Below are 21,285 nucleotides of genomic sequence, written 5' to 3'. Positions count from 1 at the left end.
CATGACCGCGTATGACGCCATCGTGCTTGCCGGAGGGGCTGCGAAGCGCCTCGGCGGGGCCGACAAGCCAGGGCTCCACGTGGGCGGCCGTGCGCTGCTCGACCGGGTACTCGCCGCATGTGCCGACGCAGGGTCCACCGTGGTGGTCGGTGGGCGCAGGCCCACCGTGCGTCCGGTCACGTGGACACGTGAAGTGCCCGAGGGCGGTGGTCCCTTGGCGGCCCTCGGCGCCGGGGTGCGGCACACGGCCGCGGAGAGCGTTCTGGTGCTCTCCGCGGATCTGCCGTTCCTCGGGGAGGCGACGGTCCGCTCGTTGCTGTCCGCGGCGGAGCAGAGAGACCGCGAAGGCGCCCTGTGCACCGACCAGGACGGCCGGGACCAGCCGCTGGTCGCGGTCTACCGGGCCGAGCCGCTCCGCCGTGAACTCGCCCTTCTCGCCACCGAACACGGCAGCCTGGCCGGTCTCCCCCTCCGCCTGCTGACCGCCGAACTGGATCTGGCCCGGGTCCAGGCCGGCCCGCTGGCAGCGTTCGACTGCGACACCTGGGAAGACATTGCCGCCGCCAGGGCCCGGATCAGGGAGCATGGGACCGTGCTGGACGAATGGATCACCGCAGTCAAGAACGAACTGGGCATCGAGCTCGACGTCGACACCGGCGTCCTGCTGGACCTCGCCCGGGACGCCGCGCACGGAGTGGCCCGGCCCGCCGCGCCGCTGACCACCTTCCTGGTGGGGTACGCGGCGGCGATGGCGAGCAGCGGCAAGAGCCCGGAGGCCGCGGCTGAAGCCGTGGCCGAAGCCTCCCGCAAGGCCACCGCCCTCGCACTCCGGTGGGAGGAGGAAACGGCGGCGGGAAGCGGGCCCGGCACGCCATGACTCCGCACGGACGCGATGCGCGGACGGCCGAGGAGGAGCGGGCGGCGGCCGAGGAGGAGCGGGCGGTCGAGCAGGCACTTGCCCTCGTGGGGCGCCGGCCGGGCACTCCGCAGTCCGCACCGAACGGGCAGTCAGGCACTCCGCAGCCCGCACCGGACGGGCCCGGTGCGGGGGAGCTGCCTTCCACGCAGGCAGCGGCAGCGCCGGGCATGCGCACCGGCCCGGTCCCGGACGCCCCTGGGCCAGGAGGGGCGGAGCCGGGCGCCCCGGCCCCGAACCCCCCCAGTCACCACGGATCCCCGTCGGCCCACGGCTCTCCCTCGCACGCCCACCGAGCCGGTGCCACCGCCTGGGCCGCGGCGCGTGCTCTGGCCGACCGCCTCGGCCGGTCCGCCCCTCTGGCCGCCCACCGGCTCCCGCTGGAGCGGGCTCTCGGGCACGTACTCGCCGAGGCCGTCGTCGCGCTCACCGATCTGCCGTCGTTCGACACTTCGGCCATGGACGGCTGGGTCGTCGCAGGGCCGGGCCCCTGGACCGTACGGGAAGGGGAAGGGCTGCTCGCCGGACGCGGATCCGCAGAGCCGCTCCCCGACGGGCACGCCCTGCGGATCGCCACGGGCGCACGCCTCCCGGCGGACGCCACCGCCGTGATCCGCAGCGAACACGCGCACTGCGACGAGGCCAAGGGGCTGCTGCACGCCACCCGCGAAGTGGTTCAGGGCCAGGACATCCGGCCGCGGGGCCAGGAGTGCGGGTCCGGCGACGAGCTCCTGCCCGTAGGGACCGTGGTGACCCCGCCCGTTCTCGGACTGGCGGCTGCCGCGGGGTGCGACGCTCTCGTCGCCGCGCCCCGGCCCCGCGTGGACGTCTTCGTCCTCGGCGACGAGCTCCTCACGGCAGGGCTCCCACGGGAAGGTCTGATCCGCGACGCGCTCGGACCCATGCTCGCCCCCTGGCTCCGTGCCCTGGGTGCGGAGGTCGCCGAGCCCAGGCGGCTCGGTGACGATGCCGACGCCCTCCGCCGGGCCCTCGTCTCCTCCGATGCCGACCTGATCCTCACCACGGGCGGGACAGCCGCGGGTCCGGTGGACCATGTCCACCCGGTCCTGGCCGGGATCGGGGCCGAGCTGCTGGTCGACGGGGTGGCCGTACGTCCAGGCCACCCGATGCTCCTGGCGCGACTCGCCGAGGGCGGCCCCTGCCTGGTCGGCCTCCCCGGCAACCCCCTCGCAGCGGTATCCGGTCTGCTGACGCTGGCCGAGCCCCTGCTCCGAGGGCTCGCCCGCCGGCCCGCCCAGGACCGCTACCGCGCGCCCGTCCGTGAAGAGGTGCACGGGCACCCGCATGACACCCGGCTGATCCCCGTGGTCCATCGCGACGACGGCGTCGTACCCCTCCACTACAACGGTCCCGCCATGCTGCGTGGGATCGCGGCCGCGGACGGGCTGGCCGTGGTGCCGCCCGGCGGGGTACGGTCCGGCACCGAGGTGGAGATCCTCGATCTACCGTGGGCCTCGGCGTTGCCGTGGACGGAAGGGTGTTTCACGTGAAACTTCCCGGCCACGATGCGATGGCCAGGCGGGCGGACGAACATGTCGTCCCGACCCGGGTGCTCCTGCCCCGTCGCGTCGTCGACAGACCGCTGCGACAGGTGGCCAAGCGACTGGCAATGGCTCTCACGGTGCTGGCCATAACGGTCTTCATCGTCTGGGCCGACCGGGACGGCTACCACGACAACGCCGACGAGAAGGTCGACTTCCTCGACGCCGTCTACTACGCGACGGTGACGCTGTCGACGACCGGCTACGGCGACATCGTCCCGTACAGCGACCCGGCCCGGCTCGTCAACGTGATTCTGGTGACGCCGTTGCGGGTGCTCTTCCTGATCATCCTGGTCGGCACCACCCTCGAGGTCCTGACGGAACGGACCCGCGAGGACTTCCGGCTGAATCGTTGGAGAAGCAACTTGCGTGAACACACCGTGGTCGTCGGCTTCGGCACGAAGGGCCGCTCAGCCATCCAGACGCTCTGCGCCACCGGTCTGAAGAAGGACCAGATCGTCATCGTCGACCCGGCCGGCAAGGTGATCGAGGCGGCCAACGCAGAGGGCTTCGTGGGTGTGTTGGGTGATGCGACGCGCAGTGATGTGCTGTTGCGGGCCGAGCTCCAGAAGGCCCGCCAGATCATCATCGCCACCCAGCGCGACGACACCGCGGTGCTGGTCGCCTTGACCGCGCGTCAGCTCAACCGTGGCGCGAAGATCGTGGCCGCGGTACGCGAGGAGGAGAACGCGCCGCTGCTGCGGCAGTCGGGCGCCGACGCTGTCATCACCAGCGCGAGCGCGGCCGGACGGCTGCTGGGCCTGTCGGTTCTCAGCCCCAGCGCGGGCACGGTGATGGAGGACCTCATCCAGCAGGGCAGCGGGCTCGATCTCGTCGAACGGCCGGTGATAAAGGCCGAGGTGGGCAAGAACGTCCGCGAGACCGATGACCTCGTGGTCAGCGTCCTGCGCGGCCACCGGCTGCTCGGTTACGACGATCCGGCGGCCAGCCCCCTGCAGTTGACGGACCGGGTGATCACCATCGTGCGTGCCTCACCGATCCACACTGCGCCGACGAGCTATCCGCAGCAGCCCAATCAGCGCCCGTAGGAACGGGTCCCGGAGGCGGTGCAGGCAAGTCCACCCTCGTCCGGGACTCTGTACGGAGTAGCCTCGCGGCCATGTATGCGATCACGATCCCCGAACCCGGCGGCCCCGAAGCGCTCGTATGGGCCGAGGTCCCCGACCCCGTACCTGGCGAGGGCGAAGTTCTCGTCGAGGTCGTGTCCAGCGCGGTTAACCGGGCCGATGTGCTGCAGCGGCAGGGTTTCTACAACCCCCCGCCCGGCGCCTCCCCGTACCCCGGCCTGGAGTGTGCGGGCCGTATCGCGGCCCTCGGCCCCGGGGTGACCGGGTGGTCCGTGGGCGACGAGGTGTGCGCACTGCTGGCGGGCGGCGGATACGCGGAGAAGGTCGCTGTGCCGATCGGACAGCTGCTGCCCGTGCCCGACAGCGTGGACCTGGTCGAGGCGGCCGCGCTGCCCGAGGTGGTGTCGACGGTCTGGTCCAACGTCTTCATGGTCGCCCACCTGCGGCCCGCCGAGACCCTCCTGGTCCACGGCGGTTCCAGCGGCATCGGCACCATGGCGATCCAGCTCGCCAAGGCCGTCGGCGCGCGCGTCGCGGTGACGGCGGGAGGCCCCGAGAAGCTGGCGCGCTGTCAGGAGCTGGGCGCCGACATCCTCATCGACTACCGCGAGCAGGATTTCGTCGAGGAGCTGCGGCAGGCGACGGACGGTGCCGGTGCGGACGTCATCCTCGACATCGTCGGGGCGAAGTACCTGGACCGGAACGTGCGGGCCCTCGCTGTGAACGGCCGCCTCGCCATCATCGGTCTCCAGGGCGGCGCCAAGGGCGAGCTGAACCTGAGCGCCCTGCTGAGCAAGCGGGCGGCTGTCACGGCCACGTCGCTCCGCGCGCGACCGCTCGCGGAGAAGGCCGCGATCATCGCGGCGGTACGCGAGCATGTGTGGCCGCTGCTCGCGGACGGCGTCGTCCGGCCGATCGTGGACCGCACGATGCCGATGGCGGACGCTGCGGAAGCCCATCGGCTGATGGAGTCCAGCAGCCACATCGGCAAGATCCTGCTGGCCGCGCCCAAGGCCTGACGCGCGCGCCCAGCACGGACGCGGGGCCCGGCACACTCGGTGTGTGCCGGGCCCCGGTGCGTACCGCGGTCGGTATGGACTCAGGTCACTAGAGGTACGGGCCGGAGCGCGCCGGTCCGTGCGGGTCGACGCCGCCTTCCTCGTCCTCGTGGACGACGCCCGGAGGGAGGGCGCGGCGCATCTGCTCCAGCTGCGCACGGGCCGCCATCTGCTGGGCGAACAGCGCCGTCTGAATGCCGTGGAAGAGGCCCTCCAGCCAGCCGACCAGCTGGGCCTGCGCGATCCGCAGCTCGGCCTCGGAGGGGACGGACTCCTCGGTGAACGGCAGCGAGAGCCGTTCCAGCTCCTCGACGAGCTCCGGCGCCAGGCCGTCCTCGAGCTCCTTCACCGAGCTCGCGTGGATCTCCTTGAGCCGGACACGGCTCGCCTCGTCGAGAGGAGCCGCCCTGACCTCCTCCAGAAGCTGCTTGATCATGCTGCCGATCCGCATGACCTTCGCGGGCTGCTCGACCATCTCCGTCACCGGAACCTCGCGCGACTCGTCGTCACCGCCACCGCCGCCGATGGCCATTCCGTCCTGCCCCACCACGAGGACTTGGGGGTGCTCCTGCGACCGTTCATTCCTCGGCATTTCCATGCCGCCATTGTCTCCCACACCAGCTCCACAACACGGTGGTGCCCCCGGAAAGACAAGATCCACCCTTTCCGGGGGCACCGGAACAGCCGCTCACGTCACGAGGACGCTCACCCCGCGCGCCGTGCCAGGGCCAGCCGTGATCCGGCGAACGCGGCGGCCAGCAGCCCTGCCAGCACCGGCACGACCAGGGCCAGCAGCCCGATGGTCTCCCACGGCATCACGATGGGTGTGTACGCGGAGTCCATGGGCTGGGCACGCATCATCTCCATCGCCTCCCGCAGGTCGACCAGACGCAGCGCCACCGCCGGCACGACGCCCGCGGCCGTGCCGAGCAGCACGCCCGTGAGCGCGACGACCACGCACTGGAATCCGGAGAGTGACCGCCGCACGCCGGGCGGTGCCCCCACCGCGCTGAGAGTGGTGAGGTCGGCCTCCGCGTCGGCCTTGGCGAGACCGGTGGTGATGGCGGCCGCGCCCAGGGTGACGACGCCCGCGAACAGCGCGAGGATCAGCAGGACCACATCCTCGTCGCGCGTCTCCGTCTGTGTCTCGCTCTGCAGGTAGACCCCGTTCCCGGCCTGGGTGAACGCTGCCGCCACCGCCTGTTGCTCGGCGTCCGTCGGCGTGTGCGTGACGGTGTAGACGCTCCCGTAGGCCGCGGTGTGCAGCCCGAGCCGGTCCGCGGTCTGCTGAGGCAGGATCATCCGGACCCCGGGGGTGGCGGCGTACTTCGCGGGAGCGACGTACACCTTCAGCCGGTCCGTGGTGGTCCTGGCCTTTCCCGGATGGAGCTTGCGGTTCTCCTTGTCGCGCTCGTTGTACGTGTGTACGGCCTTGAGCGTGACCTGGCCGTCCTGCGCGTACGCCGGGTTGAGCAGTACGGGAGTCCCGGCCGCCAGGGCTTCGGCCGCCGCCGGGTCGTCGAGTTTCACGTACGACCTGAGCAGCGAGGCGTCCCCCACGGCGATGTTGCTGTCGCCCGTGGAGAGTGCCTGCGCGGTGATGTACTCGTCGACGCAGGCGGGCGAGCTCATCAGCTTCTTGTGCTCGTCGGCGGAGAGACTCTCGGCGAGCTTCTTGGCACCCGCCCCCTGGAGCGGGCAGCTGTGGCCCTTGCCGGTGGGCTTGACCAGTTCGAGCGTCCCGCAGCTGTTCTCCTCCTCGTAGTAGACCGTGCAGTCGGATCCGGCCCAGACCCGCCCGATGTCGGCGCGGCCGCCGCTGACCGCCAGATTCTGTTCCGCGGCGGTCCTGGCAAGGGGAAGCTGGTCGACGGCGGTCGCTTCGGAGGCCACGAGCGCAACCGTGCCCGGGGTGAGGGAGCGAATGCGGTCGTAGTCGTGTTCCGCCATGACGCTGGTGGTGTACGTGGCGATGGCGACGGTGCCCGCCACGGCCGCCATGACGGCGGCGACCGCCGGCGCCGTACGCCCTCGGTTACGTGCCGCGTCGCGCAGTGCCATGCGCGGGGAGAGCGGCAGACGGGCGCCGAGCCGCCCGAGGAAGCCGACGATCACCGGGATGCAGGCGAGCACCCCGAGTTCGGCGACCACGGAGCCACCGGCGACGAACCGGGTGTCGCCGGTCGTGCCGCCGTACACGGCGACCGCCACGCCGCCCGCCAGCGCCACGCAGCCCACGACGGGGAGGACGCGTGAGCTCCGGCGTGTTCCGCGGCGCCCGGTGAGCGATTCGAGCACCGACTGCCGGCCGGCGACGATCGCCGGTGCCAGAGCCGCCAGGATGCCGGTGACGAGGCCGATGACGGCGATACCCAGCAGCTCCCAGGGGCGGATGTCGAGCTCGCCGAAACGGCTTCCCCTCCAGCCCTCGATCATCGGACGGAACAGGACTGTGAGGCCGATCCCGGCGGCGACACCGGCCACTGCTCCCACCGCGCCGAGGACCAGGCCCCCGGACAGCACGACGGCTCGCACCTGGCCCCGGTCGCCGCCACAGGTGCCGACGAGGCCGAGCTGCCTGCGCGAGCGCCGCGCACCCACGGCGAACGCGGGGCCGGCCAGCAGGACGATCTCCAGGACCGCCATGGCGACGACGGTCACCAGCGCCGCGCTCAGCTCCGAGGAGCTGTCACCGAAGGAGGAGACGTCCTGGTGCGCGAGCAGGGGGACCTCGGAGTCCGGGGGCGGATCGAGAGCGACCTGGCGGGACAGCACCACGACGCCCTTCCCGTTGGCCTTGAGCACGTCCGGCCAGGAGACACCGGCACCCGCAGGGCCTCGGACGAGCCAGGTCATGTCGCCGGGGTAGGGAGGGACGACCTTCTCGTCACGGTCGGCCGCCGCCTTCCACGGGGCGAGTACCGCCCCCGGATCGGCGTACAGCGCGCTCTTGTCGAGCTCCCCGGGCAGCTCGACGCTGCCGGTGATCGTGTACGTCTGCTCGGGGCCGCGCAGTGTCGTGCGGGAGCCGATACCGAGCCCTGCGGACTCCAGGAAGTGCTCGGTCGCGACGACCTCCCCCTCACCGTGCGGGTACGCCCCGTCGACCAGGTCGAGCCTGCCCCGGACCGCCGGATCGGAGGTGCGCAGCTCCACGATCTCGGTGTTGGCCACCCCGTGCCGCGTGGTCACCACGGCGGGAACGGACTGCTCGGTGAGGTACCGCGAACCCTTCGGGAACGTGGCCGGCACATCGACGGGCTCGCGCTCGTCCTCGGACGGGATCTCGGGCCCGTCGTCAGGAGTGCCCCATGTGCTGGCGTCGGGCATCTGCTCCAGTGGGACGGGTCCGATGCCCGTCGAACTGAACACGGCGTCCGCCGAACCCATCTTGGCCGTCAGGTTCTCGGCGACGGTGGGCGTGGAACTGCGGTACGTCACGTCGGCGGCCGTCACGCCGAGGACCGGCAGGGCGATCATGGCGACGACGAGAGCGCTGCGGCCCTTGGCCCGCAGGGCGTCGCGCCGGGCGATCCGGAGGGCGGCGCGCCACCCGGTGAGAACGCTCACTCGGCACCTTCAGCGGCCAGCAGGGATTCGGCGGCGGTGGCCACCGTCTGGTCCACGATCGACCCGTCCCGGAGGAAGACCACCCGGTCCGCCCAGGCCGCGTACCGGGGCTCGTGCGTCACCATCACCCCGGCAGCGCCCTGGTCGCAGCGGTTGCGGAGCAGGGCGAGCACGGCCTCACCGGTCTCGGAGTCGAGCGCTCCGGTCGGTTCGTCGGCGAGCACGAGGCGGCGGTCACCCACGAGGGCGCGGGCGATGGCGACGCGCTGCTGCTGGCCGCCGGACATCTCGTCCGGGAAGCGGTCGGCGACCTCCGCGAGGTGCATCTCCTCCAGCGAGGCCATGGCCTCCTTGCGTGCCTTGCGTACGGAGACGCCGTCGAGTTCGCGCGGCAGGGCGATGTTCTCCGCGGCGGTGAGGGCGGGGATCAGGTTGTAGTCCTGGAAGACGTAACCGACGCTGCGCCGGCGCAGACGTGCGATGCCCTTGCGGCCGAGCGTGGAGATGTCCTGGCCCTCGATGACGACCTGGCCGCTGGTCGCGGTGTCGAGGCCGCCCGCCAGGGTCAGAAGTGTGGACTTGCCGGAGCCGGAGGGTCCCATCACGGCGACGAGTTCACCGGTGTGGACGGACAGGTTGATACCGCGCAGGGCGTGCACCTCGGCGATGCCGGAGCCGTGCGTACGGGTCAGGGCCCTCAGCTCGAGGACGGGAGCGTCCACGGAGAGACCGGTGGACGGGGTGGGGACGGACGAGGACATGGTGGGCTGTTCCCCCCTGAGAACGGTGTACGGAAAGGGGCCGCGGGCCGGAGTGGCGCGGGCCGGAGTGGCTGCCTCCGCAGGCGGTCAGCGGCGGGCGGACGGGCGCGAGGCGGCGGGCCGTGTGGCCCCACGATTCGTGGACGCGGCGGGTTCGGTCGCGGCGGCCTCGGCGAGGCGTACGAGACGGGACTCGCAGTGGTCGAGCCAGCGCGCCTCCGCCTCGGCCTGGAAGATCAGCTGCTCCACGACGAGCAGCCAGGCGACCTCGTCACGGTCGGCGGGTACGTCGGCGAGTGCCTGGGCCTTCAGCCGGGTGTAGTCCTGCATCGCCTTCAGCGTGTGGCTCCGCTGGGACTGGATGACGGCGCGGATGTCGACGCCGGGCGCCCCGACCGCCATCGCGAGCTTGATCGCCAGCTCGTCGCGGGGAGGACTGCTGCGGTCGACGGGGGTCTCGAACCAGCTCCTCAGCTCGGTCCGCCCGTCCTCGGTGATCGAGTACAGCGCGTGGCCCGCGTCGTCCTCACCGTCCTGGGCGACCATGCCGTCGCGCTCCAGACGGCTGAGCGTCGTGTAGACCTGCCCGACGTTCAGCGGCCAGGTGGAACCGGTGCGGGACTCGAATTCGGTGCGGAGCTGGGAGCCGTAACGAGGCCCCCGCTCCAGGAGGGCCAGCAGCCCGTGACGGATCGACATACTGAGTATGTATACCCAGTATGTTGCTCGGCGCAAGCATCCCTGGACAAGGCTCCGGCCGTTCGGAAGGGTCAGTTCGGGCGGCGCATGCGGAGGGCCAGAAACGCCAGGCCCAGCCCGACCAGGGCGATGCCGCTGCCCAGCGACACGTCCCGCACCTGCTTCAGGGCGGGCTCGTCCAGCGCCTGCCGCTGCCGCGCTGTCTCACCGGGCTCCGGGAAGGCCCCGGGCGGCGGTGTGAAAGCCGGCACCTTCACGGGATCCGGATCCGGCGGCATCTCGTCCGCCGCGGCCTCGGACTCCGCGTCCTCCAGGGGGGAGAGGGACCTCCCCGGCCGCGCCCGTCCCTCCCCGGCCTGCCGCCCCGCCAGAGGAGACTCGGCGGTGGAGGCGGAGGGACTCGCGGTGGGGGAAGAGGAGTCCGGGGGCCTCGCCGGAACCGGAGCCGGATGTCCCGGGTGTGCCGACCGAGCCGGGCGAACGGACGCGGCGGCCCCGTCGTCCCCGTATGCCGGGGCAGAGGGCCCGAGTGTCACCCCGACCGCCATCACCAGGCAGGCGACGCACCGTGACGACCGTGAAGCCGGGAGTCCTGGAGGCATGGGATCAGCGTCACACGCACCGATATGTCCGGCATCCCGGGTGCGTCCGGACGCCGCACCTCAACCGCGCCGGGTCAGCGCGGGAAGGCCTGGCAGCGGGCGGAGGGAGGCGGCCGGCCGGTCAGGCCGGGTCGCCCGTCGCGATGCGCAGCTCGAAGTGGGCGTCCCGCTCGGCGACGGCCGCGCCCGCGCTCGGGAACTGGTCGATGACCTGGTCCTCGGCGTAGGTGTTGCCCTCCACCTTGATCTCCTTGATCGTCCAGCCTGCGGCCATGGCGCACGCCTTCGCGGAGAGGATGTCCTTGTAGACGAAGTTCGGGGCCTGGACCTTCGCCGGATCGTCCGTGTCCTCCGTGGCGTCGGTGCAGTCCTCCTCGTCCATCGTCCGGTTCCGCTCCGGCGGCTTGTGCTCGCCGGCCACGGTGGACTCGCTGGAGCTCGGATCGCCGCCCTTGCCGTTCTCCGAGTCGCCGTTCATGTTGAGGAAGGCGATCAGGCCGCCGATCGCGACCAGGGCGACCACGATCGACCCGACGACGACCGGCATGTTGCGCCTGGACCCGCCGCTGCCGCCCGTGCCCGTCGGGGTCTGCGGGGACATCGTGTACGGCGGCGGGGTCTGGTGCCCCAGGTGCGCCGGAGTGCCGTAAGGCTGGGCCGCCTGCGGGTAGCCGTAGCCCGGCGTGGGCGCCGGCGTCGGTACGCCGTAGGGGCCCGGCTGGTGGGGGTGCGGCTGGTACGGCGTCTGCACGCTGTGCGGTGCCGGGGTGGCCTGGTCGACGGGCGGGAAGACCGCCGATCCGACGCCCGAGCCGCTGTTCGCCGGGGAGCCGCCGCCGATGATCACCGGGGCGCCCGCGGGACCGCTCGCGTTGAGGACGCGTGCGATCTCGTCCTGCATGGCCGCGGCGCTCGGGAAGCGCTCGTTCGGGTTCTTTTTCAGCGCGCGGGCGACGAGGGCGTCCATCGCGGGCGTGATCGACCGGTTGATGCTCGACGGGGCGACCGGCTCCTCCTGCACATGCGCGTACGCGATGGCGAGCGGGGAGTCCGCGTCGAACGGGATGCGTCCCGTGAGCAGCTGGAAGAGCATGATGCCGACCGAGTACAGGTCGGAGCGCGCGTCGACGCCGCGGCCGAGCGCCTGTTCGGGGGAGAGGTACTGCGGGGTGCCGACGACCATGCCGGTCTGGGTCATCGAGGTGACGCCGGACTGCATGGCGCGGGCGATGCCGAAGTCCATGACCTTGACGACGCCGCGCTTGGTCATCATCACGTTGCCGGGCTTGATGTCGCGGTGGACCAGGCCCATCTCGTGGCTGGTCTCCAGGGCGGCGAGCACATCGGCCGTCACCTTGAGCGCCTTGTCGGCCGGCATCGCGCCGTACTGCTGGATGTCCGACTGGAGCACGGAGCCGAGCGGCTGCCCCTCGACGTACTCCATGACGATGTACGGCATCAGCGCGCCGCCGAGCTCGTCCTCGCCCGTGTCGAACACCGAGACGATGTTGGTGTGCTGCAGCTTGGCGACGGCCTGCGCCTCGCGCCGGAAACGCTCACGGAAGGACTGCTCGCGCCCCAGCTCCGTGTGCAGCGTCTTGATGGCGACCTGGCGGTCGAGGGCCGAGTCGTACGCGAGATAGACGGACGCCATGCCGCCCTCGCCGAGCAGGTCGCGCAGCTGGTAGCGGCCGCCGGCCACGGAACCGCCCGCGTAGCGTCCCTGTGCGCCGTGTGCCCCGTCGTGGCTCATGACTTGCATCCCCCTCGGCGCCCGACGGACGCGATCATCCCTATTACGGGCCAAGTCTGCCCGAGGGGTACGACACGTCAAGCCGGGTGCCCGTTCCGTGACCCTACGCACAAGAAGCGTCTCGGAAGCGTTACAGGAAGAGCATGGAATTTGCGCGTAAGGCACGCGAGCCGATTGGATGACCGGTCACTCTGAAAACCGGTGTGTCGGACAGAGGCTGTAGCGTGACGTGGCAATGCAGCAAGGCACCGTGAGAACCCGCGGACGCGCGGACAGATACGACGGCGAGGACTGATGGCACCCGGATCCGAAGCAAACGGCGGCGGAGTTTCGGATGGCACCGACTCCTGGGGTGTCGGCGGTGTGGTCGGAGACGGCCGTTACCGCATGACCCACCGGCTCGGCCGCGGCGGCATGGCCGAGGTCTACGCCGCGGAGGACGTCCGTCTGGGGCGTACGGTGGCGGTGAAGCTGCTCCGTTCCGACCTCGCCGAGGACCCGGTCTCCAAGGCCCGCTTCACGCGTGAGGCGCAGTCGGTCGCCGGCCTCAACCACCACGCGATCGTCGCCGTGTACGACTCCGGCGAGGACATCGTGGGCGGCTCGACCGTGCCGTACATCGTGATGGAGCTCGTCGAGGGCAACACCATCCGCGATCTGCTGCTCGAGGCCGAGGCCCCGCCGCCCGAGCAGGCGCTGATCATCGTCTCGGGCGTCCTGGAGGCGCTGGCCTACTCCCACCAGCACGGCATCGTGCACCGCGACATCAAGCCGGCGAACGTGATCATCACGCACTCCGGCGCGGTCAAGGTGATGGACTTCGGCATCGCCCGCGCGCTGCACGGCGCACAGTCGACGATGACCCAGACCGGCATGGTCATGGGCACGCCCCAGTACCTCTCCCCCGAGCAGGCGCTCGGCAAGGCCGTCGACCACCGTTCCGACCTGTACGCCACGGGCTGCCTGCTCTACGAACTGCTCGCCCTGCGGCCCCCGTTCACGGGCGAGACCCCGCTCTCCGTCGTCTACCAGCACGTCCAGGACACCCCGGTCCCGCCCTCCCATGCCGCCGGGGCCGTCCCGCCGGAGCTGGACGGCCTCGTCATGCGCTCCCTCGCGAAGGACCCGGACGACCGGTTCCAGAGCGCCGAGGAGATGCGCGGCCTCGTCCAGTACAGCCTGCAGATGCTGCAGGTCCAGGGCGGGCACACGGGCACGTGGAACACCGGCCCGGTCAACGTGCACGACAGCGGCCACACGGCCGCGATGAACGTCGGCGGCAGCACGGCGGCCATGGGGCACCCCATGCACGGGGACACCTCGCAGGGCCCGATCCTGCCGCCCATGAACCCCGACGACGGGGCGTACGCGGGCGGCAGTCATCGCGAGGGGGGCGGCGGTCGCGGCAAGATGTGGCTGTTCGTCGTGCTCGCGCTGATCGCGATCGGTGCGGGCGTCGCGTTCGCCCTCAAGGCGGCCAACGACGACGGCGGCAACAAGAAGGCCCCGGTCGCGCCCTCCACGTCGTCCTCCCCGTCACCGACCCCGTCCTCGGCGGAGCCGACGGACGAGGAGACGGAGGAGACCGAGGAGCCGAACGGCTCCACGGGCGGCCAGAACTGGGAGACCGACGAGCCGACCTTGACCCCGTCGAACGACCCGACCGAGCCGACGGAGAAGCCGTCGGAGACACCCACGTCCCCCGACCCGGGTACGAGCGACGGCAGCAGCACCACGACGGACGGTGGGACCGGTGACGACGGCGGCACCGCCGACGGTGGCACCGAGGACGGCGGCACCGGTGATGACGCCGGAACGACGACCGAGGGATCCACGACAGGCACCGCGGCCGGCGCCGCGGAGGGCGCCGCCGCGGGAGCGGCGGGCACCACCGGGTGACCATGAGGCGGTGACGAGGGGCCCTCACCCCGTGAAGGCCTCGCCGACCGCCTCGTACTCACGCGTCCACCACACCGCCAGGGCCGACACCGCAGGGAACTGCGGGTCGGCCCTGCGGTCGTGCAGGCGGTAGCGCCAGCGCAGTATCCAGAAGTCGTTGAGGCGCTCCCACCACACCCGGTGCACCGCGGCCGCCAGCTCGGCCGCCCCGGCGCCCGCCGATCGCCGGTAGGCGCGGGCGTACGCCCGGACCTTCTCCAGCGCCAGCTCGCCGTCGGGCCGTACGAAGAAGATCGCCGCCGCCCGTACGGCCTCCTCGGCGCGCGGCTGCACTCCGAGCCGGTCCCAGTCCACGATGGCGACGGGGTCGGCGCCCCGGTAGAGGAGGTTCAGCGGGTGGAAGTCGCCGTGCACCCATCCCCTGGCCGAGCCCTCGGGCGTGGGCGGGCGGCGGTGCGCGTGCTGCTCCAGCAGCGCGCGGCGCTCGACGAGACGGTGCACGGCAAGCTCGTCGAAGGCATCCCGGGGGCCCATGTGCCGCGCGGCCGTCAGCAGCTCGTCGATCAGCGTGAACGTGTCGGCGGGATCAGGGCTCTGGCCCCGCACCGGAGGCGGCGGAGGGTCCGCCTCCATGACCTGCTCCAGACCCATGTGCACGGCTCCGAGGAGCGCCCCGAGCCGGCGCGACTGGGCGGTCGTCAGCTGGGCGCCGTCCCGGTGGAGTCCGTCCACCCACCGGTGCAGGGCGTAGCGCTGCCCGTCGATCACCGTGACCGTGTCACCCTCCGTGTCCGAGAGCGGCGGGGCCACCGGCACACCGAGGGAGTGCAGCTGCTGGGTCGCCCGGTGCTGCCGGACGATCGTGGCGTGGTCGCCGCTGGCGTCGTCGAGGTGGTGCTTGTCGAGATGGTGCTTGAGGAAGTACGAGCCGCGGGTGGTGGACACGCGGTAACCGTGGTTGAGCAGGCCCTTGTTGAGGGGTTCGCAGGCGAGGGGCTCACCGGCGTCCGGGTAGCGGCGCAGGACCTCGACGACCGGAGGGACAGGCGGGAGGGTCACAGATGAGCGCAGCACTCGCCACATGTTAGGTGACGCTGAGTGGCCGGTTCTACGGACTTGCGCCGAAGGTCAGAGTGTGCATGTGGGAGAGGTGTGGATCGAGCCTCAGGTACACCGGATCGAAGTGCTCGCCGTTCACCTCGGCCGGGCCGGCCCCGAAGCGTTCGCGCTGGTCGGAGGCGGGTTCGACGATCTCGGCGGGGCCGGTGAACTGCACCGACCAGAGGTCCTCCGCGCCACCGGACGCGGGGGAGTTGAAGTTGTCCGCCCCGTAGGCGATGACGCTTCCGTCGCAGGACTCGTGGAAGCCGAGTCCCCTGTGCATCCGCAGGACGACACCGCCCTCGACCACCAGGTGCCGGGCCACCGCCAGGAAGGGCAGGGCCCGCATGCTCATGGCCAGCCGCCCGTAGCGGACGCTGCCGAGCAGCTCGATGGCCCGGCGCTTGTCCGCCACGGAGGAGACGGTGGAGGCCGACGGGCCGGAAGGGCCGAAGGCGCCGGAACCTGCCGCGGTGCCGGTGTCGGAGGGGCGGGAAGAAAGCATGCCCCCCACTCTCCGCGACAGGTAGGAGCCGGGTAAGGGTCCGCCGCCCCCGACGGCCGGGGACCAAAGTCCCGCCCCCGGCGGCCAGGGACCAAAGTCCCTGCCCCGCCCCTTCAGCGCTTCTCGGCCTGAAGCCTCGCCACGTACGCCGCCGCCTGTGAACGCCGCTCCATGCCCAGCTTGGAGAGCAGGCTGGAGACGTAGTTCTTGATGGTCTTCTCGGCGAGGTGCAGCCGCTCGCCGATCACCCGGTTCGTCAGCCCTTCGCCGATCAGGTCGAGGATCTTGCGCTCCTGCTCGGTCAGCCCGGCGAGACGGTCGTCGCCCTTGCCGTCCTTGCCCTCGCGCAGCCGCTCCAGCACGCGGGCGGTGGCCGCCGGGTCCAGCAGGGACTTGCCGGCCGCCACGTCACGCACGGCGCTGAGCAGCTCGTTGCCGCGGATGGCCTTCAGTACGTATCCCGAGGCGCCCGCCATGATCGCGTCGAAGAGGGCCTCGTCATCGGCGTACGAGGTGAGCATGAGGCACTTGATGTTCTCGTCCCGCGAGCGGACCTCGCGGCAGACCTCCACCCCGCTGCCGTCCGGCAGCCGGACGTCCAGGACGGCGACGTCGGGGCGGGTCGCCGGGATCCGTGCGAGCGCGTCCGCGGCCGTGCCCGCCTCGCCGACGACCTCGATGTCCTCCTCGGAGGACAGCAGCTCGTGAACTCCGCGCCGGACGACTTCGTGATCATCGAGCAGGAATACAGTGATTTTTCCTTCTTCGCGCACATTCGCAGTCTCACACACTCCTTGGTCGTCCGCCCTTCCCTGTGACTGCAGGCCGGGATAACGTGCCGTTGTTCCGGCCGCCTGCAAGGCTGTTACCAGTGCTGTGACCAGCGGGACTTGGCGATTTTCTGGATTTACTTGGAAATCCAAGCAAAATCGCAGGTCACAAGGTGTTTCGCAGTTATGCGATGCACTGGGTAACGTGCTTATGACAGGACGCTCGCCGGGGCACCTGTCACGCCTGTTCCCGGCCGAGTGGCACCCACCCCGTGCACGGGTCCGGATACAGGCGAGCCGCACTGGTTCCCGGCCATCCCGGGGGCCGGACCGACGGAGGAGCACGCACGTGACCGTGGAGAGCACTGCCGCGCGCAAACCGCGACGCAGCAGCAAGCGGACCAGCGCCGCGAAGACGCCCGCGAAGACGCCGGAGGGTTCCGGCCCTCAGCTGGTACAGCTGCTGACGCCCGAGGGCGAGCGCGTCGAGCACCCGGATTTCGAGATCGACCTGAGCGCGGACGAGCTCCGTGGTCTCTACCGTGACATGGTCCTGACCCGCCGCTTCGACGCCGAGGCCACCGCGCTCCAGCGCCAGGGCGAGCTGGGCCTGTGGGCCTCGCTGCTGGGCCAGGAGGCCGCGCAGATCGGCTCCGGCCGGGCGCTGCGCGACGACGACTACGTCTTCCCGACCTACCGGGAGCACGGCGTCGCCTGGTGCCGGGGCGTCGACCCGACCAATCTGCTCGGGATGTTCCGCGGTGTGAACCACGGCGGCTGGGACCCGAGCACCAACAACTTCCACCTGTACACGATCGTCATCGGCTCGCAGACCCTGCACGCCACCGGCTACGCCATGGGCGTCGCCAAGGACGGCGCGGACTCGGCCGTGATCGCGTACTTCGGCGACGGCGCCTCCAGCCAGGGCGATGTCGCGGAGGCCTTCACCTTCTCCGCCGTCTACAACGCCCCAGTCGTGTTCTTCTGCCAGAACAACCAGTGGGCGATCTCCGAGCCGACCGAGAAGCAGACGCGCGTGCCGCTCTACCAGCGCGCGCAGGGCTTCGGCTTCCCGGGGGTGCGGGTCGACGGCAACGACGTACTCGCGTGCCTCGCCGTCACCAGGTCGGCGCTGGAGCGGGCCCGGCGCGGCGAGGGACCCACCCTCGTCGAGGCGTTCACCTACCGGATGGGTGCCCACACCACCTCCGACGACCCGACGAAGTACCGGGCGGACGAGGAGCGGGCGGCCTGGGAGGCCAAGGACCCGATCCTCCGGCTGCGTACGTACCTGGAGAAGCAGGACCTCGCCGACGCGGCGTACTTCACCGCGCTGGAGGAGGAGAGCGAGACCCTCGGCAAGCGGGTCCGCGAAGCGGTGCGGGCCATGCCCGACCCGGACCGGCTGGCGATCTTCGACCACGCCTACGCCGACGGCAACCCGCTCGTCGACGAGGAGCGGGCCCAGTTCGCCGCCTACCAGGCATCGTTCGCCGAGGAGGGCAACTAGCCATGGCCGCTGAGAAGATGTCCATCGCGAAGGCGCTCAACGAGTCCCTGCGCAAGGCTCTCGAGACCGACCCCAAGGTCCTCATCATGGGTGAGGACGTCGGCAAGCTCGGCGGGGTCTTCCGCATCACGGACGGCCTCCAGAAGGACTTCGGCGAGGACCGGGTCATCGACACCCCGCTCGCGGAGTCCGGCATCGTCGGTACGGCGATCGGCCTGGCGCTGCGCGGATACCGCCCGATCGTCGAGATCCAGTTCGACGGCTTCGTCTTCCCCGCGTACGACCAGATCGTCACGCAGCTCGCGAAGATGCACGCCCGGGCCCTCGGCAAGATCAAGATGCCGGTCGTCATCCGCATCCCGTACGGCGGCGGCATCGGTGCCGTGGAGCACCACAGCGAGTCGCCCGAGGCGCTGTTCGCCCACGTGGCCGGGCTGAAGGTCGTCTCGCCGTCCAACGCGAGCGACGCCTACTGGATGATGCAGCAGGCGGTCCAGAGCGACGACCCGATCATCTTCTTCGAGCCCAAGCGGCGCTACTGGGACAAGGGGGAGCTCGACACCGAGTCCATCCCCGGCCCGCTCCACAAGGCCGCCGTGGCCCGTGAGGGCTCCGACCTCACGCTCGTCGCGTACGGCCCGATGGTGAAGGTCTGCCTGGAGGCGGCCGCCGCGGCGCAGGAGGAGGGCAAGTCGATCGAGGTCCTGGACCTGCGGTCGATGTCCCCGATCGACTTCGACGCCGTACAGACCTCGGTCGAGAAGACCCGCCGGCTCGTGGTGGTCCACGAGGCGCCGGTCTTCTACGGCTCCGGGGCCGAGATCGCGGCCCGGATCACCGAGCGCTGCTTCTACCACCTCGAAGCACCGGTGCTGCGGGTCGGCGGCTACCACGCCCCCTACCCGCCGGCCCGGCTCGAGGACGAGTACCTGCCCGGGCTCGACAGGGTGCTCGACGCCGTCGACCGCTCGCTGGCGTACTGAGGAGAGGGTCGTGACGACGATGACCGAAACGTCTGCTCGTTTCCGTGAGTTCAAGATGCCCGACGTGGGCGAGGGACTGACCGAGGCGGAAATCCTCAAGTGGTTCGTCCAGCCCGGCGACACCGTCACGGACGGCCAGGTGGTCTGCGAGGTCGAGACCGCCAAGGCCGCCGTCGAGCTGCCGATCCCGTTCGACGGGGTGGTGCACGAGCTGCGCTTCCCCGAGGGCTCGACCGTCGACGTCGGCGAGGTGATCATCGCGGTGGACGTGGCACCGGGCAGCGGTGACGCCCCCGCCGTGGACACCGCGGCGGAAACCGTTCAGCAGCCCGTTCCGGAAGCCGAACCGGAGGCGGAGGCGCCCAAGGGCCGTCAGCCGGTGCTCGTCGGCTACGGCGTGGCGGAGAGCTCCACCAAGCGCCGGGCCCGCAAGGGGGCCGAGATCCCGGGGCCGGCCGCCGCCGCGATCCAGGCCGAGATCAACGGCCACGGCGCGAAGGCCGTGGAGAGTCGTCCCCTCGCCAAGCCACCGGTGCGCAAGCTGGCGAAGGACCTGGGCATCGACCTCGCCACGGTCACCCCGACCGGGGAGGGTGGCGTGATCACCCGCGAGGACGTCCACGCGGCTGTCGCCCCGGCCCCCGCCGAGGCCGCCGTACGGGCCGAGGAGGCCGTCCCGGCCCCCGCGCCCGTGGAGGTACCGGTGGACCGGGCGGGCCGCGAGACCCGCATCCCCGTCAAGGGCGTGCGCAAGGCCATCGCGCAGGCCATGGTCGGCAGCGCCTTCACCGCGCCGCACGTCACCGAGTTCGTGACCGTCGACGTGACGCGCACGATGAAGCTCGTGGCGGAGCTCAAGGAGGACAAGGAGATGGCGGGGGTCCGGGTCAATCCGCTCCTGATCATCGCCAAGGCGCTCCTGGTCGCGATCAAGCGCAACCCCGGCGTCAACGCCGCCTGGGACGAGGCCAACCAGGAGATCGTGCAGAAGCACTACGTCAACCTGGGCATCGCCGCCGCCACCCCGCGCGGTCTGATCGTGCCGAACATCAAGGACGCGCACGACAAGACCCTGCCCCAGCTGGGCGAGGCACTGGGCGAGCTCGTCTCCACGGCACGTGAGGGCAGGACGTCCCCCGCGGCCATGGCGGGCGGCACGGTGACCATCACCAACGTCGGCGTCTTCGGCGTCGACACGGGTACACCGATCCTGAACCCGGGCGAGTCCGCGATCCTCGCGGTCGGGGCGATCAAGCTCCAGCCGTGGGTCCACAAGGGCAAGGTGAAGCCCCGCCAGGTCACCACGCTGGCGCTCTCCTTCGACCACCGGCTGGTCGACGGCGAGCTCGGCTCCAAGGTGCTCGCGGACGTCGCGGCGATCCTGGAGCAGCCGAAGCGGCTGATCACCTGGGGCTAGGAAGCCACGCAGAGGGGCCCGCCGCGCGATGCGGCGGGCCCCTTCGCGTGTGTGCGGAACGGGTCACTTCTTGAAGGCGTAGTCCAGGAGCTTCTTCGCGTCGGCCGTCCGGGTGGTGGCGGATGTCGAGGTGAGGACGGTCCCGATGACCGTCTTGCCGTTACGGGTCGCGGCGAAGACCAGGCAGTACTTGGCCGACGGGCCCGAGCCGGTCTTCACGCCGATCGCGCCGCTGTAACTGCCCAGCAGCGGGTTGGTGTTCGACCACGACATGTAGCGGTAGCCGCCGCTCTTCGTCGTGACCTTCTGCTTGGTGGACTTCGTCTTCACGATCGCGCGGAACGTGGAGTTCTTCATCGCGCTTCCGGCGATCTTCGTCAGGTCACGCGGCGTGGAGTAGTTCGAGCCGCTGCCGATGCCGTCGAACGAGTCGAAGTGGGTGTTCTTCAGGCCGAGGCTCTTCGCGGAGGCGTTCATCTTGCCGATGAAGGACTTCACCCGGGCCGCGCGCGTGGAGCCGGAACCGAACTTGTCGGCGAGGGCGTAGGCGGCGTCGCAGCCCGACGGCAGCATCAGGCCGTACAGGAGCTGGCGGACCGTGACCTTGTCGCCGACGATCAGCCGGGCCGACGAGGCGGTCTTCGAGACGATGTAGTCGCTGTACGCCTTCTGGACCGTCACCTTGGAATCAAGGTTCAGGTTCTTCTGGGCCAGCACCACCTTGGCGGTCATTATCTTCGTCGTGGAGCCGGTGGAGCGGCGGGTGTCCGCGGCTTTTCCGTAGAGCGTCTTCGCGGTGCCGCTGTTCATCACGAAGCCGCCCTTGGCGGTGATCGAGGGCGTCGGCGGTGCCGCGGCCTGAGCCGTGGAGGCGAACGCGCTGCCCGCGAGGACGGCGCCCGCGGTGAGAGTGACGGTGGCGGCTACGCTTGCGCGGTTTATGCCCTTGAGTCCAGTTTTCAAGTCGAACGCTCCAAATACACCTGAAATGCGGCCACATGGGGTGCCGCTCGGTGGTGAGACTCGCGAGACGCCCGGATGGATGCCCTCTCGTACGGGTGATTTCACACCCCGCCGGAGCCCGGCCGGAC

The 21,285-nt window shown here is 71.0% G+C and carries 18 protein-coding genes; 8 read left to right on the top strand and 10 right to left on the bottom strand.

Annotated elements, in window-relative coordinates; genetic code table 11:
• Position 1 precedes the first annotated feature (1 nt).
• The 4 genes from OG379_RS19385 (at position 2) to OG379_RS19370 (ending at position 4,585) form a co-directional block, all read left to right on the top strand.
• On the top strand, positions 2-877 hold the full coding sequence (locus tag OG379_RS19385) for an NTP transferase domain-containing protein (RefSeq protein ID WP_405664433.1): 876 nt from the start codon (positions 2-4) through the stop codon (positions 875-877).
• The gene (locus OG379_RS19380) at positions 874-2,427 is read left to right on the top strand and encodes a molybdopterin molybdotransferase MoeA (RefSeq protein WP_405664431.1); all 1,554 of its coding nucleotides are present in this window, start codon (positions 874-876) and stop codon (positions 2,425-2,427) included. The genes OG379_RS19385 and OG379_RS19380 overlap by 4 nt, the downstream gene beginning before the upstream one ends.
• Positions 2,385-3,527: a potassium channel family protein gene (locus OG379_RS19375; protein ID WP_393756420.1), complete on the top strand. Its 1,143-nt coding sequence runs from the start codon at positions 2,385-2,387 to the stop codon at positions 3,525-3,527. Before OG379_RS19380 ends, OG379_RS19375 begins: the two co-directional genes overlap by 43 nt.
• 71 nt (positions 3,528-3,598) lie before the next feature.
• Entirely contained in the window at positions 3,599-4,585 is a 987-nt protein-coding gene (locus tag OG379_RS19370) for an NAD(P)H-quinone oxidoreductase (protein WP_405664429.1), read from the top strand.
• Between the two features lie 88 nt (positions 4,586-4,673).
• Here OG379_RS19370 and OG379_RS19365 read toward each other — a convergent pair whose 3' ends face one another.
• The 6 genes from OG379_RS19365 to OG379_RS19340 all read right to left on the bottom strand — a co-directional run bounded on the left by OG379_RS19365 (position 4,674) and on the right by OG379_RS19340 (position 12,009).
• A complete protein-coding gene (locus OG379_RS19365; RefSeq protein WP_405664427.1) occupies positions 4,674-5,222 on the bottom strand; it encodes a bacterial proteasome activator family protein in 549 nt (182 codons plus the stop codon).
• 107 nt (positions 5,223-5,329) lie between these two features.
• Positions 5,330-8,194 (bottom strand): FtsX-like permease family protein, encoded by a 2,865-nt coding sequence (locus tag OG379_RS19360; RefSeq protein WP_405664426.1) that lies wholly within the window; start codon positions 8,192-8,194, stop codon positions 5,330-5,332.
• On the bottom strand, positions 8,191-8,955 hold the full coding sequence (locus tag OG379_RS19355) for an ABC transporter ATP-binding protein (RefSeq protein ID WP_362927476.1): 765 nt from the start codon (positions 8,953-8,955) through the stop codon (positions 8,191-8,193). The genes OG379_RS19360 and OG379_RS19355 overlap by 4 nt, the downstream gene beginning before the upstream one ends.
• 87 nt (positions 8,956-9,042) lie before the next feature.
• The gene (locus tag OG379_RS19350) at positions 9,043-9,654 is read right to left on the bottom strand and encodes a PadR family transcriptional regulator (protein ID WP_405664424.1); all 612 of its coding nucleotides are present in this window, start codon (positions 9,652-9,654) and stop codon (positions 9,043-9,045) included.
• Between the two features lie 71 nt (positions 9,655-9,725).
• Positions 9,726-9,905 carry a hypothetical protein gene (locus OG379_RS19345; RefSeq protein WP_405664422.1) on the bottom strand — a complete coding sequence of 60 codons (180 nt, stop codon included), beginning with the start codon at positions 9,903-9,905 and terminating at the stop codon, positions 9,726-9,728.
• Positions 9,906-10,377: 472 nt separating this feature from the next.
• Entirely contained in the window at positions 10,378-12,009 is a 1,632-nt protein-coding gene (locus OG379_RS19340) for a protein kinase domain-containing protein (protein WP_405664420.1), read from the bottom strand.
• Between the two features lie 294 nt (positions 12,010-12,303).
• On the opposite strand from OG379_RS19340, the gene OG379_RS19335 reads away from it, so the two are divergent.
• Positions 12,304-13,908: a protein kinase domain-containing protein gene (locus OG379_RS19335; protein WP_405664418.1), complete on the top strand. Its 1,605-nt coding sequence runs from the start codon at positions 12,304-12,306 to the stop codon at positions 13,906-13,908.
• A 24-nt stretch (positions 13,909-13,932) separates the two neighbouring features.
• On the opposite strand, the gene OG379_RS19330 is transcribed toward OG379_RS19335, so the two are convergent.
• From OG379_RS19330 to OG379_RS19320, 3 genes are all read right to left on the bottom strand, one after another.
• Entirely contained in the window at positions 13,933-14,991 is a 1,059-nt protein-coding gene (locus OG379_RS19330; RefSeq protein WP_393756404.1) for a phosphotransferase, read from the bottom strand.
• Positions 14,992-15,016: 25 nt separating this feature from the next.
• A complete protein-coding gene (locus OG379_RS19325) occupies positions 15,017-15,514 on the bottom strand; it encodes a pyridoxamine 5'-phosphate oxidase family protein (protein ID WP_393756402.1) in 498 nt (165 codons plus the stop codon).
• A 113-nt stretch (positions 15,515-15,627) separates the two neighbouring features.
• Positions 15,628-16,287, bottom strand: a complete 660-nt coding sequence (locus tag OG379_RS19320; RefSeq protein WP_393756400.1) for a response regulator — start codon at positions 16,285-16,287, stop codon at positions 15,628-15,630.
• A 346-nt stretch (positions 16,288-16,633) separates the two neighbouring features.
• Here OG379_RS19320 and pdhA point away from each other — a divergent pair, with 346 nt between their 5' ends.
• From pdhA to OG379_RS19305, 3 genes are read left to right on the top strand one after another with little or no spacing between them, the layout of a single operon-like run.
• The gene (gene pdhA, locus OG379_RS19315) at positions 16,634-17,794 is read left to right on the top strand and encodes a pyruvate dehydrogenase (acetyl-transferring) E1 component subunit alpha (protein WP_405664415.1); all 1,161 of its coding nucleotides are present in this window, start codon (positions 16,634-16,636) and stop codon (positions 17,792-17,794) included.
• A 2-nt stretch (positions 17,795-17,796) separates the two neighbouring features.
• Complete coding sequence (locus tag OG379_RS19310; RefSeq protein ID WP_104787309.1) at positions 17,797-18,777, top strand: alpha-ketoacid dehydrogenase subunit beta; 981 nt, start codon at positions 17,797-17,799, stop codon at positions 18,775-18,777.
• 10 nt (positions 18,778-18,787) lie between these two features.
• Positions 18,788-20,194 (top strand): dihydrolipoamide acetyltransferase family protein, encoded by a 1,407-nt coding sequence (locus tag OG379_RS19305; protein ID WP_405664413.1) that lies wholly within the window; start codon positions 18,788-18,790, stop codon positions 20,192-20,194.
• Positions 20,195-20,257: 63 nt separating this feature from the next.
• Here the strand turns inward: OG379_RS19305 and OG379_RS19300 are convergent, their stop codons facing one another.
• Positions 20,258-21,157, bottom strand: coding sequence for a D-alanyl-D-alanine carboxypeptidase family protein (locus tag OG379_RS19300; protein WP_393756384.1), 900 nt, complete (start codon positions 21,155-21,157; stop codon positions 20,258-20,260).
• Positions 21,158-21,285 lie beyond the last annotated feature (128 nt).

The sequence above is a fragment of the Streptomyces sp. NBC_01166 genome (assembly GCF_045039765.1).
GTDB lineage: Bacteria > Actinomycetota > Actinomycetes > Streptomycetales > Streptomycetaceae > Streptomyces.
Note: the sequence above shows the minus strand (reverse complement) of the source record. Positions and strands in the feature narration are given on the sequence as shown.

Coding starts and splice junctions, on each gene's coding strand:
- OG379_RS19385 (WP_405664433.1), top strand. CDS start 2: ATGACCGCGTATGACGCCATCGTGCTTGCCGGAGGGGCTGCGAAGCGC.
- OG379_RS19380 (WP_405664431.1), top strand. CDS start 874: ATGACTCCGCACGGACGCGATGCGCGGACGGCCGAGGAGGAGCGGGCG.
- OG379_RS19370 (WP_405664429.1), top strand. CDS start 3,599: ATGTATGCGATCACGATCCCCGAACCCGGCGGCCCCGAAGCGCTCGTA.
- OG379_RS19365 (WP_405664427.1), bottom strand. CDS start 5,222: ATGGAAATGCCGAGGAATGAACGGTCGCAGGAGCACCCCCAAGTCCTC.
- OG379_RS19355 (WP_362927476.1), bottom strand. CDS start 8,955: ATGTCCTCGTCCGTCCCCACCCCGTCCACCGGTCTCTCCGTGGACGCT.
- OG379_RS19350 (WP_405664424.1), bottom strand. CDS start 9,654: ATGTCGATCCGTCACGGGCTGCTGGCCCTCCTGGAGCGGGGGCCTCGT.
- OG379_RS19340 (WP_405664420.1), bottom strand. CDS start 12,009: ATGAGCCACGACGGGGCACACGGCGCACAGGGACGCTACGCGGGCGGT.
- OG379_RS19335 (WP_405664418.1), top strand. CDS start 12,304: ATGGCACCCGGATCCGAAGCAAACGGCGGCGGAGTTTCGGATGGCACC.
- OG379_RS19330 (WP_393756404.1), bottom strand. CDS start 14,991: ATGTGGCGAGTGCTGCGCTCATCTGTGACCCTCCCGCCTGTCCCTCCG.
- OG379_RS19325 (WP_393756402.1), bottom strand. CDS start 15,514: ATGCTTTCTTCCCGCCCCTCCGACACCGGCACCGCGGCAGGTTCCGGC.
- OG379_RS19310 (WP_104787309.1), top strand. CDS start 17,797: ATGGCCGCTGAGAAGATGTCCATCGCGAAGGCGCTCAACGAGTCCCTG.